14 protein-coding genes, 4 tRNA genes and 1 pseudogene are annotated in these 19,077 nt (G+C 50.4%); 16 read left to right on the forward strand and 3 right to left on the reverse strand.

From position 1 onward, the window contains the following. Positions 1 to 2: 2 nt before the first annotated feature. From coaE to MJ768_RS06750, 3 genes are all read right to left on the reverse strand, one after another. Positions 3 to 629 (reverse strand): dephospho-CoA kinase, encoded by a 627-nt coding sequence (gene coaE / locus MJ768_RS06740; protein WP_239289259.1) that lies wholly within the window; start codon positions 627 to 629, stop codon positions 3 to 5. Next, complete coding sequence (locus MJ768_RS06745) at positions 626 to 1,498, reverse strand: prepilin peptidase (protein ID WP_239289261.1); 873 nt, start codon at positions 1,496 to 1,498, stop codon at positions 626 to 628. Before MJ768_RS06745 ends, coaE begins: the two co-directional genes overlap by 4 nt. Before the next feature lie 384 nt (positions 1,499 to 1,882). Continuing rightward, on the reverse strand, positions 1,883 to 3,853 hold the full coding sequence (locus tag MJ768_RS06750; RefSeq protein ID WP_239289263.1) for a monovalent cation:proton antiporter-2 (CPA2) family protein: 1,971 nt from the start codon (positions 3,851 to 3,853) through the stop codon (positions 1,883 to 1,885). 14 nt (positions 3,854 to 3,867) lie between these two features. Here MJ768_RS06750 and MJ768_RS06755 point away from each other — a divergent pair. From MJ768_RS06755 to rpsG, 16 genes and pseudogenes are all read left to right on the forward strand, one after another. Then, positions 3,868 to 4,026 (forward strand): annotated as a pseudogene (locus tag MJ768_RS06755) (IS3 family transposase); the annotation flags it as partial. 283 nt (positions 4,027 to 4,309) lie between these two features. Next, a tRNA-Tyr gene (locus tag MJ768_RS06760) sits at positions 4,310 to 4,394 on the forward strand. A 103-nt stretch (positions 4,395 to 4,497) separates the two neighbouring features. Beyond that, positions 4,498 to 4,571 (forward strand) — tRNA-Gly (locus MJ768_RS06765). Between the two features lie 10 nt (positions 4,572 to 4,581). After that, a tRNA-Thr gene (locus MJ768_RS06770) sits at positions 4,582 to 4,656 on the forward strand. Between the two features lie 51 nt (positions 4,657 to 4,707). Further along, positions 4,708 to 5,898, forward strand: coding sequence for an elongation factor Tu (gene tuf / locus MJ768_RS06775; protein ID WP_239289265.1), 1,191 nt, complete (start codon positions 4,708 to 4,710; stop codon positions 5,896 to 5,898). 78 nt (positions 5,899 to 5,976) lie between these two features. Continuing rightward, positions 5,977 to 6,052 (forward strand) — tRNA-Trp (locus MJ768_RS06780). Between the two features lie 33 nt (positions 6,053 to 6,085). Next, positions 6,086 to 6,430 (forward strand): preprotein translocase subunit SecE, encoded by a 345-nt coding sequence (gene secE, locus MJ768_RS06785; RefSeq protein ID WP_239289267.1) that lies wholly within the window; start codon positions 6,086 to 6,088, stop codon positions 6,428 to 6,430. Continuing rightward, on the forward strand, positions 6,430 to 6,963 hold the full coding sequence (nusG, locus tag MJ768_RS06790; protein WP_239289277.1) for a transcription termination/antitermination protein NusG: 534 nt from the start codon (positions 6,430 to 6,432) through the stop codon (positions 6,961 to 6,963). Before secE ends, nusG begins: the two co-directional genes overlap by 1 nt. Before the next feature lie 130 nt (positions 6,964 to 7,093). Continuing rightward, positions 7,094 to 7,525 carry a 50S ribosomal protein L11 gene (rplK, locus tag MJ768_RS06795; RefSeq protein WP_239289279.1) on the forward strand — a complete coding sequence of 144 codons (432 nt, stop codon included), beginning with the start codon at positions 7,094 to 7,096 and terminating at the stop codon, positions 7,523 to 7,525. 1 nt (position 7,526) lies between these two features. After that, positions 7,527 to 8,222, forward strand: coding sequence for a 50S ribosomal protein L1 (rplA, locus tag MJ768_RS06800; RefSeq protein WP_239289281.1), 696 nt, complete (start codon positions 7,527 to 7,529; stop codon positions 8,220 to 8,222). 363 nt (positions 8,223 to 8,585) lie between these two features. Next, on the forward strand, positions 8,586 to 9,089 hold the full coding sequence (rplJ, locus tag MJ768_RS06805) for a 50S ribosomal protein L10 (RefSeq protein WP_239289283.1): 504 nt from the start codon (positions 8,586 to 8,588) through the stop codon (positions 9,087 to 9,089). Positions 9,090 to 9,130: 41 nt separating this feature from the next. Further along, positions 9,131 to 9,499, forward strand: coding sequence for a 50S ribosomal protein L7/L12 (rplL, locus tag MJ768_RS06810; RefSeq protein ID WP_239289285.1), 369 nt, complete (start codon positions 9,131 to 9,133; stop codon positions 9,497 to 9,499). Positions 9,500 to 9,622: 123 nt separating this feature from the next. Next, on the forward strand, positions 9,623 to 13,702 hold the full coding sequence (gene rpoB / locus MJ768_RS06815; protein WP_239289287.1) for a DNA-directed RNA polymerase subunit beta: 4,080 nt from the start codon (positions 9,623 to 9,625) through the stop codon (positions 13,700 to 13,702). 81 nt (positions 13,703 to 13,783) lie between these two features. Then, the gene (gene rpoC / locus MJ768_RS06820) at positions 13,784 to 18,007 is read left to right on the forward strand and encodes a DNA-directed RNA polymerase subunit beta' (protein WP_239289289.1); all 4,224 of its coding nucleotides are present in this window, start codon (positions 13,784 to 13,786) and stop codon (positions 18,005 to 18,007) included. Positions 18,008 to 18,134: 127 nt separating this feature from the next. Further along, the gene (rpsL, locus tag MJ768_RS06825) at positions 18,135 to 18,512 is read left to right on the forward strand and encodes a 30S ribosomal protein S12 (RefSeq protein WP_239289291.1); all 378 of its coding nucleotides are present in this window, start codon (positions 18,135 to 18,137) and stop codon (positions 18,510 to 18,512) included. A 70-nt stretch (positions 18,513 to 18,582) separates the two neighbouring features. Continuing rightward, positions 18,583 to 19,053 carry a 30S ribosomal protein S7 gene (gene rpsG, locus MJ768_RS06830; protein WP_239289301.1) on the forward strand — a complete coding sequence of 157 codons (471 nt, stop codon included), beginning with the start codon at positions 18,583 to 18,585 and terminating at the stop codon, positions 19,051 to 19,053. The last annotated feature ends 24 nt before the right edge of the window (positions 19,054 to 19,077 follow it).

The following is a 19,077-nucleotide window of genomic DNA, read 5'->3' on the forward strand; positions in this document are numbered from 1 at the left end:
CGTCAACCAATTCCTGAGGAAATGGCTAGATAGTGTTGATGCAGTTTGGCTATCTGCTGGCGCAAAGCATCCAGATTACCCTCATTTTGAATGATCTCATCAGCAAGCCGTAGCCGTTCGGCGCGCGTGATTTGAGATGCCATTATGGTACGCACTGTTTGCTCATCCAGCCCGCTACGTTGCATGGTGCGCGCAATTTGGGTAGTTTCCGCGCAATCCACTACCAATGTGCGTTGCACCAACTCGCGGTAGTTATGCGTTTCAAATAATAGTGGAATGACCAGCAACAGATAGGGAGATGCAAGAGTGCTGTTAATATTGGCATCGTCGACCTGCGTCAAAATTTGCGCACGGATAAGCGGGTGCAGAATAGCCTCCAGCTTCAGCTTGGCGGCATGATCAGAAAATATCAATTGACGCATGAACACCCTGTCCAATGCGCCACTGGCATCAATATAGTCATCTCCGAATGTCGTGCGGATCGCAGCGATGGCTATGCCACCGGATTGGGTCAACTGGTGTGAAATGACATCGCTATCGATGACTAACACACCACATTCTTTGAATAGTGAAGCTACAGTACTCTTGCCGCTACCAATACCCCCGGTTAGTCCTACGCGATATATCATGGAATGCTGAACAGTTGCAGGTAGCCCTGCGTAAGTGGTTGTCCCCAGAATAACGCAATCACGCCGCCGCCTGCCAAATACGGGCCAAAGGGAATAGGGACGTTGCGGCCAAGACGCGCCGCGATAATCAATGTAATGCCGACCACTGCGCCTACTATTGAAGAGAGCATAATAACCAGCGGTAGCATTTGCCAGCCCAGCCATGCGCCGATTGCCGCCAGTAGCTTGAAGTCACCATAACCCATGCCTTCTTTGCCGGTGGCGAGCTTGAATAGCCAATATATGCTCCATAGAGCTAGATACCCTGTGATTGCGCCGATGACGGCACTATTAATGTCAGTAAATGTGGCCGACAAATTAAACAGTAGACCCAGCCACAGAAGTGACAATGTAATGTCATCCGGCAGCAGTTGAGTATCAAGATCAATGCAGGTTAGTGCCAACAGCATCCAGATAAACAACAACGCGGCCAAGGCAGCTAAACCGAAGCCGAAATGCCATGCGGCATAAGCGCTCAGAAGACCAGACACCGTTTCCACGATGGGATACCGTGCCGAGATATGTGCGCTGCAATCCTTGCATTTGCCGCGTAGCAGCAAATAGCTGATGACCGGGATGTTTTCCAGCGCGCTTATCTTGTGGCCACAGTGCGGACAGGCGGAATGCGGCATGAACAAGTTGTAGGGCGGCACATTTTCTGGCTCGTTGCCGTTGAGCTCAGCGCATTGGTCGTGCCATTCACGCTCCAACATCTTGGGTAGGCGATGAATTACTACATTTAGAAAACTGCCCACCAGCAGACCGGCAATGCCGCACAGAACAATGAAAAAAAACGGGATGCTTTGTAGTAATTCAACGAGTGCTGTCATGGTTGTCCAAGATACAAATATGCAATTTTTTACAAAGTAACACGAATTAAGGCGAGTGATGTAGGAAGTAGATCATTCATCCAGTGCTGCGCATTGATTAAAAACGGTTTTTTTAAACTTAGTAATCACAAACTTTTTAGTGACTCCGATTATCATAATTTGCAGTTTCCTATTGGAGGTGAATTTTAGAGGTGCCCTTGAGCGGGTAAGGGAAAATAAATGAGCGTTTTTCCGTAGCTTGCTATTACTACCGGTTGATAACAGCTCCGATGAGGAGAAGTCTATCCCATTGTTTCGGACAAAGTGTCACGCCAACTACTTGTTTATTTATATCTATTGGAAGAGCAAGGCAGCTTCAACAGGTAATTGCGGTATAGCTTTTAATTATCCCTCGCGCAAGTGTTTTTTCGCCGCTGCCAGTGGCCTTGGTTGACCGAGTAGTACCAGTATGTCACCAGCTTTCATTATCATATTGCCAGCAGGTTGATTGCCGCGCACGTTGTGGCGGCGTACCGCATTTACTTCCACATTTAATTTGGCCAGATTAATTTCATCAAGCGTCTTGCCCACGGCGGCATCGCGTTCTCCCAGCAACACGCTATGGAAGCGCGGCTGTAAGTTTTCTGTGGCTTCACCTACTGCATTCGCAGCAGTGCGAAAGTAGGTGCTGAACATGCTATAGCGGCGCGCTCGGTTTTCCTGAAGGCGGCGGACGACGCGGTTGAGTGGCACGCCAGACATCAGCAGTGCTTGCGACGCAAGCATTACGCTGCCTTCAAGAACATCCGCCACAACTTCGGCTGCTCCAGCTTGTTTGAGTGCCTCGATATGGGTCTCGTCCGCACTTCGAACCACCACAGGTAAGTCAGGGCGCAGTTCATTAACTAGGTGTAAAATTTTGAGCGCGGAGTGAGTGTCGTTGTAAGTGACAACCAGAGTTTTTGCGCGCATTAACCCGGCCGCCAAAAGCACTTCGCGCTTGGCGGCATCACCATACACCACGTTTTCACCCGCTGCCGCGGCCTCATGTACACGGCGTGAGTCGAGATCGAGCACGATGAATTGAACATTTTCCTGCTTCATAAAACGCGCCAGCGACTGCCCACTTCGACCGTAGCCGCAAATAATGATGTTTGCATCGGCGGATATGCTTTGCACTGCTATCTGATGTATCTGCATGGCGCGGCTCATCCATTCGGAGGGCGCAATGCGCCGCACAATAGCTTCGGTATGCTGGATTAGAAAAGGCGCGGCCAGCATGGAGAGAAGCATGGTGTCCAGGATAATTTGTACTGCTGCGGGAGATAGCAGATTCACCCCGCCCGCCAGGGTTAATAGCACGAAGCCGAATTCACCGGCTTGCGCCAATCCCAAGCTACTACGAATCGCGACCCCCCAATCACCGGCAAACCTGCGCACCAATAACGCCACTACAGAAAATTTAATCAGCAGTAAGCAAAGCAGCATCAGAAGTACCCAGCCAATATTGACAAACATTTCACCGAGATCCAGCATCATGCCCACAGTAACGAAAAACAGACCCATTAGTACATCACGGAACGGTTTTATGTCATCTTCAACTTGATAGCGGTACTCAGTCTCAGCAATCAAAATGCCGGCCACAAATGCACCCAGTGCCAGCGATAGCCCAACTAATTCAGTGAAATAGGCAAGGCCCAGTGTGATAAAAAGTACGTTGAGCATAAATAGCTCGGAAGATTTTTGCCGCGCCACAACATGAAACCAAGATCGCATCACGCGCTGGCCGAATACCAGCAGCACAGCTAGCACTAATGTGGCTTTAAGCAGTGCAAGGGAGAGAGTGAACGGTAGGTCGCTTGGTGGACTTGCCAAAGCCGGAATAATGATGAGCAGCGGCACTACAGCTAAATCCTGAAATAGCAATACACCAATGATCTGCTGGCCATGCGGTGCACTCATGGCGGCCCGCTCGACAAGCATTTTGCTTACAATAGCGGTGGATGACATCGCCAGCACACAGCCCATAGCTAAGCTTGCACGCCAATCAAATCCTGCCAGCCACCCAGCTGTCATAATCAACAAAAGAGTTACCATTACTTGCGCGCCACCAAGGCCGAAGACCGTGCGTTTCATCTTGTGGAGACGCGCAAGGCTGAATTCAAGGCCGATGCTGAACATTAGGAATACCAGGCCGAATTCCGCCAAATGACGAGTGCCTGGTGTATCCGGTATCCAGCCCAGCGCATGCGGACCGATCAGAATGCCTACGGTCAGGTAGCCTAGTACAACAGGCAAGTGCAACACACGGCATGCAACCACCACACCCACGGCAACGGCAAGCAAAATTAGAACGAGTTGTAGCGAATTGGTCATGTGCGTATCGAATAAATGAGCTGGTTCATCATTGGCGCTACTACACCCGAATGTAGGCAATACAGGAGATAACCGAATACATTGAGATCTTTTACAACTGGCAGTGGAAACAGGCCCGCTTTGGCTACTTGTCACCCACTGCTTTCACGCAGCGATATTATGAAAACAGCCTGCTCTTTAACCTTAACCCGTTGGACTCGACCATTGCTAACCGATTTCAATCGACCATCGTGGGGATTGCTCGCAGAGGATGAGTCATCGACACGTGCTGTTCCAGTTGGATATAACTGAACAGATCCATCCATCGGTTGAACATCTATTGCTCGCATCGATATTGCTCTGCTTTTACAATGACGCAATTTTACCAGACCGGGAATAATGGTGGGGTTTTCCAATGAGTCTGCTAAGTACCTTTGACAAGGGGGGCGGAAATATGGATAATCATGGGTTCCGTTTGGAGGGATTCCCGAGCGGTTAAAGGGATCAGACTGTAAATCTGACGGCTCTGCCTTCGAAGGTTCGAATCCTTCTCCCTCCACCAAATTTTTGTTTTTAAAGTTTATTTTTAAGTTTGGCGGTTAAATTTGACTAGGCTGGGTGGTGCGGTTATTGCTTAGTTACATGTCATTTTGGCGGCAAAGTGCGCGGGTGTAGCTCAATGGTAGAGCAGAAGTTTTCCAAACTTACGACGAGGGTTCGATTCCCTTCACCCGCTCCAGTTTGAGTTGGCCCATGTGGCTCAGTGGCAGAGCACTCCCTTGGTAAGGGAGAGGTCGCGGGTCCGATTCCCGCCATGGGCACCACATAATTATGTTGAGATTCTTTTGTTAATTCGGTGTTGATGAGGAAAAATCATGGCAAAGAGTAAATTTGAGCGTACCAAGCCGCACATAAATGTAGGCACGATTGGTCACGTTGATCATGGCAAAACCACCCTGACTGCAGCGATTACCACAGTGCTGTCCAAGAAATTTGGCGGCGAGGCTAAAGCCTATGACCAGATTGACGCAGCGCCGGAAGAAAAGGCGCGCGGCATCACCATTAACACCGCTCACGTCGAGTATGAAACGGCTGGCCGTCACTACGCCCACGTAGACTGTCCTGGTCATGCGGATTACATTAAAAACATGATTACCGGTGCTGCGCAGATGGACGGCGCTATCTTGGTAGTGTCTGCCGCCGATGGCCCCATGCCGCAAACGCGAGAACATATTCTGTTGGCGCGTCAAGTGGGCGTACCCTACATCATCGTCTACATGAATAAGGCCGACATGGTGGATGACCCTGAGCTGCTCGAGCTGGTCGAAATGGAAGTGCGTGAACTTCTTACCAAATACGACTTTCCTGGTGACGATACCCCGATTATCATTGGTAGTGCGCTCAAGGCCTTGCAGGGTGACCAGTCCGAAATTGGCGAACCTTCCATCTTTCGTTTGGCCGAGGCGCTTGATGCCTACATACCTCAGCCTATGCGCGTCATGGACGGCGCCTTCCTGATGCCCGTCGAAGACGTCTTCTCCATCTCCGGCCGTGGCACCGTGGTGACTGGCCGGGTGGAGCGTGGCGTCGTCAAAGTGGGCGAAGAAATTGAAATCATCGGCCTCAAGCCCACTATTAAAACCATCTGTACCGGCGTGGAAATGTTCCGCAAGCTGCTCGACCAAGGTCAGGCTGGCGATAACGTTGGGATACTGTTACGTGGCACCAAGCGTGAAGAAGTCGAACGAGGTCAAGTTCTGGCCAAGCCTGGCTCCATTACCCCGCATACCAAATTTTCAGCCGAAATCTACGTTCTCAGCAAAGACGAAGGTGGTCGTCACACCCCATTCTTCCAAGGCTACCGTCCGCAATTCTACTTCCGAACTACCGACGTAACGGGTGCGGTTGAACTGCCGGCTGGCACTGAAATGGTGATGCCGGGAGACAACGTGTCGGTGACGGTGAACTTGATTGCGCCAATCGCGATGGAAGAAGGTCTGCGTTTCGCGATACGTGAAGGTGGTCGCACCGTTGGTGCCGGTGTGGTAGCTAAGGTGATTGAGTAGCGGCGGCAAAAGGGGTGGGGAGGTGTTCAAATGCGGATTCTTCACCTTGATTGGTTTGCAATTCCCATTTAAAAAATTAGGCCAGTAGCTCAATTGGTAGAGTATCGGTCTCCAAAACCGAGGGTTGGGGGTTCGAAACCCTCCTGGCCTGCCAGTTAAATTATCAGGAAAGACGGACAGATTGCGCATGGCGGATAAAATTAAATTGGTTGTCGCGTTTATGTTCGTTGCGGCGGGCATTGCTGGGTTTTATGCTTTGCACGAAAGCGCTGCGGTGGTAAAGCTTGCAGCGATATTGTTTGGGTTTTCGTTGGCTGCTGCTGTAGTTTGGACGACCGAACCGGGCAAGCGTCTATTCGCGTTCGGTACAGAATCTGTAGCGGAAGCAAAGCGCGTGGTATGGCCGTCGCGTAAAGAAACGGTGCAGACGACAGGAGTGGTGTTACTGTTCGCGGTTGTAATGGCACTATTTTTGTGGGCAGTTGATGCCAGCTTGTTGTTGGTGGTTAATAAATTAATGGGGCGTGAATAATGTCCAAGCGTTGGTATGTGGTTCATACGTACTCACAGTTTGAAAAATACGTGCAGCGTGCATTGCCGGAGCGCATTCAACGCGCGGGTTTGGAAGATCAGTTCGGCCAGATATTGGTGCCGGTGGAAGAGGTTGTGGAACTGAAGTCGGGCCAGAAGAGCATTAGCGAGCGTAAATTCTTCCCGGGCTATGTGCTGGTAGAGATGGAAATGACCGACGAAAGCTGGCATCTCGTTAAGAGTACACCCAAGGTTACTGGATTTTTGGGTGGTTCGGCAATGAAACCTACTCCCATTAGCGAAAAAGAAGTGCAAAATATAATGCACCAGATGCAGACCGGGGTGGAAAAGCCGAGACCCAAGGTATTATTTGAAGTGGGTGAAGCGGTGCGTGTCAAGGATGGTCCATTCACTGATTTCCACGGTATGGTGGAAAACGTCAATTATGATAAGAACAAGTTGCGGGTAGCGGTGACTATTTTTGGCCGCTCAACACCTGTGGAGTTGGATTTCGGTCAAGTTGAAAAAGCTTAGGGCGGAGGGTTAAAGATGAATGGAGAAGGGAGGGCCGATTGCAGGCACCCTTCTCCTGTTCTTCTTTCTCCTTTCTGTATTAATCGGGGAGAGCGCAATAGCGTTCGCTTGAACCCATAGGGAGAGTGTTGTGGCAAAGAAAATCATAGGTTTTATCAAGTTGCAAGTTCCTGCCGGTAAGGCAAACCCCAGTCCGCCTATCGGTCCGGCGCTAGGCCAGCGTGGGCTGAATATCATGGAGTTTTGCAAGGCTTTTAACGCACAGACTCAGGGCGTAGAACCGGGATTGCCAATCCCGGTGGTTATTACAGCTTATGCGGACAAAAGTTTTACTTTTATTATGAAGACTCCGCCTGCGACCATTCTGATTAAGAAGGCTGCTGGTGTGCAAAAGGGTAGTCCTAAGCCGCATACAGACAAGGTTGGCAAGTTGACTCGTAAACAGGCAGAAGAAATTGCAACAACCAAGATGCCCGATCTGACCGCCACCGACATGGATGCGGCGGTGCGCACTATTGCCGGTAGCGCGCGCAGTATGGGTATTGTTGTGGAGGGCGTATAACATGGCACATATTTCTAAGCGTTATAAGGCGCTGGTTGCTAAAGTTGACCGTAACAAGCTGTATGCGATGAATGAGGCGCTGAATCTGGCAAAAGAAACTGCTAAGGCCAAGTTCGATGAGTCTATCGACATCGCAATCAATTTGGGCATAGATGCACGCAAGTCCGATCAATTGGTGCGTGGCGCTGTGGTGTTACCTAAGGGAACTGGCAAGACTGTGCGCATCGCTGTGTTCGCTCAAGGTGCTAAGGCTGAAGAAGCCAAGTCTGCTGGTGCGGATGTGGTAGGCTTCGAAGACTTGGCGGAAAGTATCAAGGCCGGCAATATGGATTTCGATGTGGTGATAGCCTCTCCTGATGCTATGCGCATCGTTGGTCAATTAGGTCAGATTCTTGGTCCGCGTGGCTTGATGCCTAACCCTAAAGTGGGTACGGTTTCCGTTGATGTGGCTGGTGCCGTGAGGAATGCCAAGGCTGGTCAGGTGCAGTACCGTACCGACAAGAATGGCGTTGTGCAGTGCACCATTGGACGTGCTTCGTTCACGCCAGAAGCGCTGCGTGAAAATTTGTTGGCGCTGGTCGATGCCTTAAACAAGGCCAGGCCAGCTGCTGCCAAGGGCGTATACCTAAAGAAGGTGTCTGTCTCCAGTACTATGGGTGTGGGTATTCGCATTGAGCAGGCCAGTTTGGCAGGATAATTCCTTTTACCCTTTCTCTAAGCTATGAAAAAGTGACAGCTGTTTTCTATGGCAATTGAAAGCTGAGGAGTGGTGCAATTACAAATTGTGCGGCATGATTGATTAGTTTGTCATGTTGTTTACAGGCTTTGAACTGCTGGCATATTGGCAGATTGTCAAAGACCGTAGGTATCCGATAGGGTTTAATGAAGGGGCATTGTATGGCGGCAGCAATATCATTATTTCTGCTCGCAGTTCCCTGACGCCTACGTAGATGGTGTGCCCACGAGCAGGAGAGATGTTGTTTCCTAGCTTAAGGACGCGGTTGTTAACGATGGATCGTCGAGCTTCGGTTTGGTGATTCAATTGAAGATGGAGAATGATTTGGGTCTTAATCTGCAAGAAAAACAAGCAATAGTAGCTGAAGTTAACGCACAAGTGATGCAGGCTCAGACTATTGTCTTGGTAGAGCACCGCGGCATTGCAGTTAGCGACATTACTAAATTGCGTGCAACTGCGCGCAAATCTGGGGTGTACTTTCGCGTGCTAAAAAACACATTGGCGCGCCGCGCTGTGCATGGCACTCCATTTGAAGCTTTGGCGGAAAAAATGGTTGGTCCATTAGCATATAGTATTAGCGCCGACCCCGTCGCGGCAGCAAAAATAGTGCATGAATTTGCCAAGACGAACGGCAAGCTAGTAATCAAGGCAGGCGCAATGGTTGGTTCTTTGATGTCTGCGGAGCAGGTCGCTGTGCTGGCTGCTATCCCGAGCCGGAATGAGTTGATCGCACGTTTGATGGCGACCATGAATGCTGCAACCAGCACTTTCGTGCGTGGCTTGGCTGCTATCCGCGATAAGAAGGAAGCCGAAACGGCTGCCGCTTAACGCTCTTATCAAACTTTTTGAATTAACATTAGGAGAGCAACATGGCTGTTAATAAGGCTGACATTCTGGACGCAATTGCACAAATGACCGTGTTGGAGTTGTCTGCACTGATCAAGGAAATGGAAGAAAAATTTGGTGTGTCCGCTGCTGCTGCGGCAGTTGCTGCACCAGTCGCTGCTGCTGCTGCCGCAGTTGAGCAAACAGAATTCAGTGTGATATTAAGTTCTGCGGGTGCCAGCAAGGTGAACGTGATTAAAGTGGTTCGCGCGATTACCGGTCTTGGGCTGAAAGAAGCTAAGGATTTGGTGGACGGAGCACCGAAGGCAGTGAAAGAAGGGGTGAACAAGGCTGATGCTGACGCTATCCTGAAGCAATTGATCGAGGCTGGCGCAACTGCTGAAATTAAGTAATTATTGTACGCGTCGAAAGGCTGACGGATGCCCGCCAGCCTTTTGCCGTTTTAAGAAGATAACGGACAGCAAGCTACAAAACGCTTTTTGTTCATTGTCCTTTCCCTCGGTCGTGGAGATATCATGAGTTATTCTTTTACTGAAAAAAAACGTATTCGTAAAAGTTTTGCGAAACGTATTGGTGCTTTGCCGATACCATTTTTGCTGTCCACGCAACTAGAATCCTACAGTGCTTTTCTTCAGGCTAACCAATTGCCTGACCAGCGCATCAATGATGGCTTGCAGGCAGCATTCCATTCGATTTTTCCGATTGAGAGCCATAATAAATATGCACGTCTTGACTTTGTTAGCTACAACTTGGGTACGCCACCCTTCGATGTGAAGGAGTGCCAGCAACGCGGTTTGACTTATGCTTCCCCGATACGTGCTCGTGTGCGCCTGACCTTATTCGATAAGGAGGTATCCAAACCGACCGTCGTGAAGGAAGTGAAAGAGCAAGAAGTATACATGGGAGAAATACCCCTAATGACCAATACTGGTTCATTCGTCATTAATGGCACCGAGCGCGTTATCGTTTCGCAATTGCATCGTTCACCTGGCGTGTTCTTTGAGCATGACCGCGGCAAGACGCATAGCTCAGGCAAGCTGCTATTTTCCGCACGCATTATTCCCTATCGCGGTTCATGGCTGGATTTTGAGTTCGATGCTAAGGATTATGTCTATTTCCGTATAGATCGTCGTCGCAAAATGCCGGTCACTATTCTATTGAAATCATTGGGTTATACACCTGAGCAGATACTTGCGGCGTTTTTTGAGTTCGATACATTTCACTTTGGTAAAAAAGGCATCCAATTTGAGGTTGTGCCAGAACGGCTGCGCGGTGAAGTCGCACGCTTTGATATCCTGGACAAGAGTGGCAAGGTGATCGTGGCCGGTGGCAAGCGCATCACTGTGCGCCATATACGTGAAATTCAGGAAGCTGGCATTGACAAGTTGGCGGTAGGGGAGGATTTCCTGTTCGAGCGCGTGTTAGCGCATAACGTGATAGATAAGGATAGCGGCGAAATTATCGCCAATGCCAACGATGAGATCACTGAAACACTGCTGGCTAAGTTGCAGGCGGCGGGAGAGAAAAAAATTCGCACGTTATACACCAATAATCTGGATCAAGGCGGCTACATTTCGCAGACTCTGCGTGCTGATGAGACCACCGACCAGTGGACAGCGCGAGTTGCTATCTATCGCATGATTCGTCCTGGAGAGCCGCCTACAGAGGACGCGGTGGAAAATCTCTTTAACGGCCTGTTCTTTTCTGAAGAGCGCTATAACTTGTCGGTTGTGGGGCGTATGAAATTCAACCGTCGTATCGGTTCGGATGAGCTGACAGGGTCAGTCACGCTATCTAATGAAGATATCGTGGCGGTAATAAAAATTATGGTCGAGTTGCGCAATGGTCGTGGCGAAATTGACGATATTGATCATCTCGGCAACCGGCGTGTGCGCGCTGTAGGTGAGCTGGCTGAAAACCAGTTTCGCACTGGGTTGGCACGCGTCGAACGTGCGGTGAAGGAGCGTTTGGGTCAGGCCGAAGCGGACAATCTGATGCCGCATGACTTGATTAATGCAAAACCAATTTCTGCGGCGGTCAAGGAGTTTTTCGGCTCCAGCCAGTTGTCGCAATTCATGGATCAGACTAACCCCTTATCCGAAGTGACGCACAAACGCCGCATTTCTGCTCTTGGCCCTGGTGGATTGACTCGTGAACGTGCTGGCTTCGAGGTGCGTGATGTACACCCGACACATTATGGTCGTTTGTGCCCGATTGAGACGCCAGAGGGTCCGAATATCGGCTTGATCAACTCGTTGGCGCTATATGCGCGCATCAATAATTATGGTTTTATTGAAACCCCATATCGTCAGGTGGCTAAGGGTAAGGCGACTGATGAAGTTAAATATTTGTCTGCGATTGAGGAAGGCAAGTTCACCATTGCTCAGGCCAACGCTGAGCTAGACAGTAAGGGAAAATTTACCAATGACGTGATTTCATCCCGGCAGCACAATGAGTTTGTGCTGGCTTCGCCGGATCGCATTGAATACATGGATGTGGCACCTGCTCAAGTGGTGTCGGTGGCAGCGGCGCTGATACCTTTTTTGGAGCATGACGATGCAAATCGAGCTTTAATGGGTGCCAATATGCAGCGCCAAGCTGTACCTTGTTTGCGTGCAGAGAAAGCGTTGGTTGGAACTGGAGTCGAACGCACTGTGGCAGTGGATTCTGGCACCACAGTGCAGGCATGGCGTGGCGGGCGAATAGATTACGTGGATGCAGGTCGTATTGTGGTGCGCGTTAATGACGATGAAACTACGCACGGCGAAGTCGGCGTGGATATATATAATCTGACCAAGTACACCCGTTCCAATCAGAATACCAATATTAACCAGCGTCCGCTGGTTAAAATGGGGGACGTGATTGCGCGTTACGACGTGATCGCCGACGGCGCGTCCACCGATATGGGCGAGCTGGCTCTGGGCCAGAATATGCTGGTGGCGTTCATGCCTTGGAATGGCTACAACTACGAGGACTCGATTCTGATTTCCGAGCGCGTGGTGTCGGAAGATCGCTTCACCTCTATTCATATCGAAGAGCTCACCGTGGTAGCGCGCGATACCAAGCTTGGCTCGGAAGAAATTACTCGTGACATTCCTAATTTGTCCGAGGGGCAAATGGCGCGTTTGGATGAGTGCGGCATTGTGCACATCGGCGCGGAAGTTGGAGTCGGTGACGTTCTGGTTGGTAAAGTCACGCCCAAAGGTGAAACTCAACTAACACCGGAAGAGAAACTGCTGCGTGCTATTTTTGGCGAAAAAGCATCCGATGTTAAGGACACCAGTTTGCGCGTGCAGGCGGGTATTTCCGGGACAGTGATAGATGTGCAGGTGTTTACGCGAGAGGGATTGCAGCGTGATCAGCGCGCGCAACAGATTATCGATGACGAATTGAAACGTTACAAGAAAGATTTGGCTGATCAAATGCGCATCGTTGAAGCCGATGTATTCACCCGTCTGGGTAAGCTGTTATTAGGCAAGGTGGCTAATGGAGGGCCAAAGAAGCTGGCTAAGGGGACCAAGCTGACCAAGGATTATCTGACTGGCTTGGAGCGTTATCAGTGGTTCGACATACGTCTCGGTAACGAAGATACCGCATCGCAACTGGAGCAGGTCAAAGAGGGTTTGGCGCAGAAGCGTTTGGAATTCGATGCGGCATTCGAATTAAAGAAGCGCAATTTGACTCAAGGTGACGAACTGCAAGTTGGTGTGCAGAAGATGGTTAAGGTGTATGTGGCGGTGAAACGCCGTTTGCAGCCTGGCGACAAGATGGCTGGTCGTCATGGTAATAAAGGTGTGGTGTCACGTATTGTGCCGGTAGAAGACATGCCTTACATGGCGGATGGCACGCCAGTTGACATCGTGCTGAACCCACTTGGTGTTCCATCGCGTATGAATGTGGGGCAGATATTGGAAACTCATCTGGGTTGGGCAGCCAAGGGCTTGGGGCAGAAGATCGGCAAGATGCTGGAATCGCAAGCTAAGATTGAAAAAATACGAACATTCCTCGGTAAGATTTATATGCATGAACAGGCTGCGGAGATTGCTGCGTTCAGTGATGAGGAAGTGCTAGACCTATGCCGTAACTTGAGCGGCGGTGTGCCTTTCGCCACGCCAGTGTTCGATGGCGCGAATGAAGATGAAATTAAGGACATGTTAGAGCTAGCAGACTTACCGCGTTCTGGCCAGATAACCCTATACGATGGGCGAACTGGAGTTGCATTTGACCGGTCGGTTACAGTTGGTTATATGCATGTGCTGAAGCTGAACCACTTGGTGGATGACAAGATGCACGCGCGTTCCACTGGTCCGTACAGCTTGGTAACACAGCAACCGCTGGGCGGCAAAGCACAGTTCGGCGGCCAGCGTTTCGGTGAAATGGAAGTGTGGGCGCTGGAAGCGTATGGCGCAGCCTACACGCTGCAGGAAATGCTTACGGTCAAATCAGATGACGTAGCTGGACGCACCAAAATTTACGAAAGCATTGTCAAGGGCGATCACAAGATTGATGCCGGCATGCCGGAGTCGTTCAATGTACTAACCAAGGAAATCCGCTCCTTGGGCATTGATATCGATCTTGTTCGTCATCGAGAGTAGGGGGCGGTGCGCTCGGCGTACCGCTCAAGATTGGTGCGCCGGGCGCACCCTACATTGCTGCCGAATATTTAGGAGTTACATATGAAAGCATTGCTGGATTTGTTCAGGCAAGTAACGCAGAAGGAGGAGTTCGACGCAATCAAGATCGGGCTGGCCTCACCGGAGAAAATCCGTTCTTGGTCCTACGGCGAAGTGAAGAAGCCGGAAACCATTAACTACCGAACCTTCAAGCCGGAGCGCGATGGTTTGTTTTGCGCCAAGATTTTTGGCCCGACCAAGGACTATGAGTGCTTGTGCGGCAAGTATAAGCGTCTGAAACATCGTGGGGTGATCTGCGAGAAATGCGGTGTGGAAGTAACGCTATCTAAAGTGCGCCGCGAACGCATGGGCCATATTGAGCTGGCAAGTCCGGTGGCACATATTTGGTTCTTAAAATCGTTACCGTCGCGCTTGGGAATGGTGCTGGATATGACGTTACGCGACATAGAACGCGTACTCTATTTCGAGGCTTACGTAGTGACCGATCCTGGGATGTCCACGCTCGAACGCGCTCAATTGCTATCTGAAGATGATTATCTGGCCAAGCTGGAAGAGTACGGCGATGAGTTTTCAGCAGTAATGGGGGCAGAAGGCATACGCGCTCTATTGCACGCACTGGATGTGCCAGCTGAGGTGGAAAAGCTGCGCGCTGATCTTGAAGCAACCAGCTCCGAGACAAAAATCAAGAAGTATGCGAAGCGGTTGAAGATCCTTGAGGCATTTCTGGTCTCGGGCATCAAACCAGAGTGGATGATTATGTTGGTGCTGCCAGTGTTGCCGCCAGAACTACGTCCCCTAGTGCCGCTAGATGGCGGACGCTTTGCGACTTCTGATCTGAATGATTTGTATCGTCGTGTAATTAACCGAAATAACCGTTTGAAACGCCTTTTGGAGTTGAAGGCGCCGGAAATTATTGTGCGCAACGAGAAACGTATGCTTCAGGAATCAATTGATTCGCTGCTGGACAATGGCCGTCGCGGCAAGGCAATGACTGGTGCTAACAAGCGTCCGCTGAAGTCATTGGCTGACATGATCAAAGGCAAAGGCGGCCGTTTCCGTCAGAATTTGCTAGGCAAGCGCGTAGATTATTCCGGTCGCTCCGTAATTGTGGTGGGTCCGCAACTGAAATTGCATCAGTGCGGCTTGCCCAAAAAAATGGCGCTGGAGCTATTCAAGCCATTCATTTTCCATAAACTGGAAGTTCTCGGGCTAGCCACAACGATAAAGGCGGGCAAGCGCATGGTGGAAGCGGAAGAGCCGGTTGTGTGGGACATCCTGGAAGATGTCATCCGTGAACATCCGGTGCTGCTGAATCGAGCGCCTACACTGCATCGTCTCGGCATTCAGGCGTTCGAACCAATACTGATTGAAGGCAAAGCGATCCAGTTACATCCATTAGTTTGTACGGCATTCAACGCCGATTTTGACGGTGATCAGATGGCAGTGCACGTGCCGCTGTCACTGGAAGCGCAGATGGAATGCCGCACCTTGATGCTGGCCTCCAATAACGTGTTGTCGCCTGCCAATGGCGAGCCTATCATTGTTCCGTCGCAGGATATCGTGCTGGGGTTGTACTATATGACGCGCGAAAAAATCGGTGCGCTGGGCGAGGGTGCGTTGTTCGCTGACGTGTCTGAAGCGCTACGTGCCTATGAGTCTGGTTATGTTGATCTGCATGCCAAGGTGGTGGTGCGCATTAAAGAAATTTATTTTGATGAAAAAAATGAGCGTCAGGAAAAGCGTACACGCTATGAAACTACCGTGGGACGTGCCATTCTGTCAGATATTTTGCCACCCGGTCTGCCGTTCAGCTTGGTCAATAAAGCATTAAAGAAGAAAGAGATCTCTCGTCTGATTAACACCAGCTTCAGCCGTTGTGGTTTGCGCAACACCGTGATTATGGCTGACAAGTTAATGACCACCGGCTTTACTTATGCTACCCGCGCCGGTATTTCAATTTGCTTGGATGACATGCTGGTGCCACCGCAAAAAAATGAGTTAATTGACGCGGCGGGAAAAGAGGTTCGTGAGATTGACGTGCAATACACATCCGGTTTGGTGACCCAGGGCGAACGTTACAATAAGGTGGTCGACATCTGGGGCCGCACTGGTGATCTGGTAGCTAAGGCTATGATGGATCAGTTGGGTAGCGAGCCGGTGATAGACCGTGCCAGCGGCAAACAGCTTGCTGATAAAAAAGGCAAAGTAGTGATGCAGGAGTCTTTCAATTCCATCTATATGATGGCAGATTCTGGTGCGCGCGGTTCTGCGGCTCAGATTCGTCAGTTAGCAGGCATGCGCGGTCTGATGGCCAAGCCAGATGGTTCAATCATTGAAACCCCGATTACCGCTAACTTTCGCGAGGGGCTGAATATGCTGCAATACTTTATTTCCACCCATGGTGCGCGAAAAGGTTTGGCTGATACTGCATTGAAGACAGCGAACTCTGGTTACCTAACGCGTCGTCTGGTAGATGTGACCCAAGATTTAGTGGTGGCTGAGGAAGATTGTGGTACCAGCAACGGTGCCGCATTGAAGGCATTGGTTGAAGGTGGCGAGGTGATTGAAGCATTGCGTGAGCGAATACTGGGTCGCGTTGCTAGCAAGGATATCGTCAATCCTGAAAGCAGCGAAACTCTATATGAAGCGGGCACTCTGCTGGATGAAGATATGGTGGAAAACATTGAGTCGTTGGGTGTCGACGAAGTTCATGTGCGGACGCCCCTGACATGTGAAACTCGCTATGGTTTGTGCGTCAAATGTTATGGTCGCGACTTAGGTCGAGGTGGCCCTGTGACGGTAGGTGAGGCAGTTGGCGTAATTGCTGCGCAGTCAATCGGCGAGCCAGGTACCCAATTAACCATGCGTACCTTCCACATCGGTGGTGCGGCATCGCGTACCGTGGTGGCTAGTCAGGTCGAAGGTAAGTCAAATGGTCAGGTGAAGTACAGCACGAACATGCGTACCGTCAGCAATACTCGAGGTGAGTTAGTGGTGGTAGCGCGTAGTGGCGAAATAATGGTCACCGATGATCATGGACGCGAGCGCGAGCGTCACAAGGTGCCATACGGCGCGATGTTGACTGTGCGTGAAGGCAGCCCAGTTCGTGCAGGCGAAGTGCTGGCTACATGGGATCCGCATACGCGTCCGATTATTACCGAATATGCCGGTCGGGCGCGCTTTGAAAATGTAAAAGAGGGCGTTACCGTTACCAGGGAGATTGATGAAGTAACCGGATTATCCACTCTTGTGGTGGATCCTAAGCTTGCTGGTACGCAAGGCAAGGGCGTGCTACGGCCATTGGTACGCTTGCTCGACGAGGAAGGGCACGAGATTAAGATTGCCGGTACCGAATTACCAATTTCGGTGACCTTTCAGACGGGTTGTATCATCACTGTAGAAGATGGTCAGCATGTTGGCGTGGGTGAGGTGCTGGCACGTATTCCGCAGGAAAGCAGCAAGACACGTGATATTACTGGAGGTCTTCCGCGTGTTGCGGAACTTTTTGAGGCTCGTTCGCCTAAGAATGCCGGTATGTTAGCGGAAGTTACCGGAACAGCGTCGTTCGGCAAGGATACCAAGGGTAAGCAACGTTTGGTTATCACTGATATGGAAGGTGTGGCGCATGAATTTCTGATCACTAAGGACAAACATGTACTAGTGCACGATGGACAAATGGTAACCCAAGGCGAAATGATTGTGGATGGTCCGCGCGATCCGCATGACATTTTGCGCTTGCTGGGCGTGGCAGCGCTGGCGCGTTACATTGCCGACGAAGTGCAGGATGTGTATCGCCTGCAGGGCGTTAAGATTAACGACAGGCATATCGAAGTGATAGTGCGCCAAATGTTGCGCCGAGTACAGATTGTGGATGAAGGTGATACTAAGTTCATTCCCAAAGAGCAGGTGGAGCGTGCAGATTTGTTGCAAGAGAATGAACGTGTTGAGAAAGAAGGCAAGCAGCCGGCAACCTATGAATATATGCTGCTGGGAATCACCAAGGCTTCATTGTCCACTGATTCGTTTATCTCTGCGGCATCCTTTCAGGAAACCACGCGCGTGCTGACCGAAGCTGCGATTATGGGCAAGAGAGACGAGCTGCGTGGGCTGAAGGAGAACGTCATTGTGGGCCGCTTGATCCCGGCTGGCACTGGCTTAGCCTATCATGCCGCGCGGCGTAAGCAGCGGCTCGGGTTGGGTATGTCAGCGACAGTGTTGAGCGAAGGAGAGCAAGCCGCAGAAACACAAGATAACCAGCTTGCTTGACAGGTTGGGTAATCCTCAATAGAATGCGCGGTCTTTTTGTCCGCCCACGACTGGAGGAAGTAGCATAGTTTAGGCGGCTGTTTTTTCATATTGTTGATACATAAGAATTTTTAGGAAAATTTAGATAATGCCAACCATCAACCAATTAGTGCGCAAGCCTCGTGTTGCCGAACCTATAAAAAGCAAAGTTCCCGCTCTGGGTGGGAGTCCCCAAAAACGGGGAGTGTGTACTCGTGTATATACTACAACACCAAAGAAGCCAAACTCTGCCTTACGTAAGGTTGCCAAGGTTCGTCTGACTAATGGCTTTGAGGTTATCTCATACATTGGTGGTGAAGGCCACAATTTGCAGGAGCACTCGGTGGTACTTATACGTGGAGGCCGTGTAAAGGATTTGCCCGGTGTTCGTTACCACATGGTACGGGGTAGTTTGGATACCGCTGGAGTAAAAGATCGTAAGCAGTCTCGTTCTAAGTATGGTGCCAAGCGTCCCAAAAAGGCTTAAATTATTGCCAAGCCAGTATTTAAGAATTAGCCAGTTTTTTGAATTAGCCAGTTAACATGAGGTTTAAGATATGCCAAGACGTAGAGAAGTTCCAAAGCGCGAAATCCTGCCGGATCCAAAATATGGCAACCAAGATCTTTCCAAGTTCGTTAATGTTTTGATGACCGCTGGTAAAAAATCTGTTGCCGAGCGCATTCTTTATGGCGCTTTGGAGCAAATCGTTAAGAAAAGCGGTAAAGATCCGATCGAGGTGTTCAATCTTGCGTTGACCAATGTCAAACCTCAGGTTGAGGTAAAGAGCCGTCGCGTCGGGGGGGCTAACTATCAGGTTCCCGTTGAAGTTCGTCCTTCGCGCCGAATGGCGTTGGCCATGCGCTGGCTAAAAGATTTTGCACGCAAGCGTGGTGAAAAATCCATGGGTATGCGGTTGGCGGGCGAATTGCTCGATGCGTCAGAAAGTCGTGGTGGCGCAGTTAAAAAGCGTGAAGAAGTTCACCGCATGGCTGAGGCGAATAAAGCCTTTTCGCACTTCCGTTTCTAGAGGTTTTTCTGCTGTTTCTGAAAG

The sequence above is a fragment of the Candidatus Nitrotoga sp. 1052 genome (assembly GCF_927312905.1).
Taxonomy (GTDB): domain Bacteria; phylum Pseudomonadota; class Gammaproteobacteria; order Burkholderiales; family Gallionellaceae; genus Nitrotoga.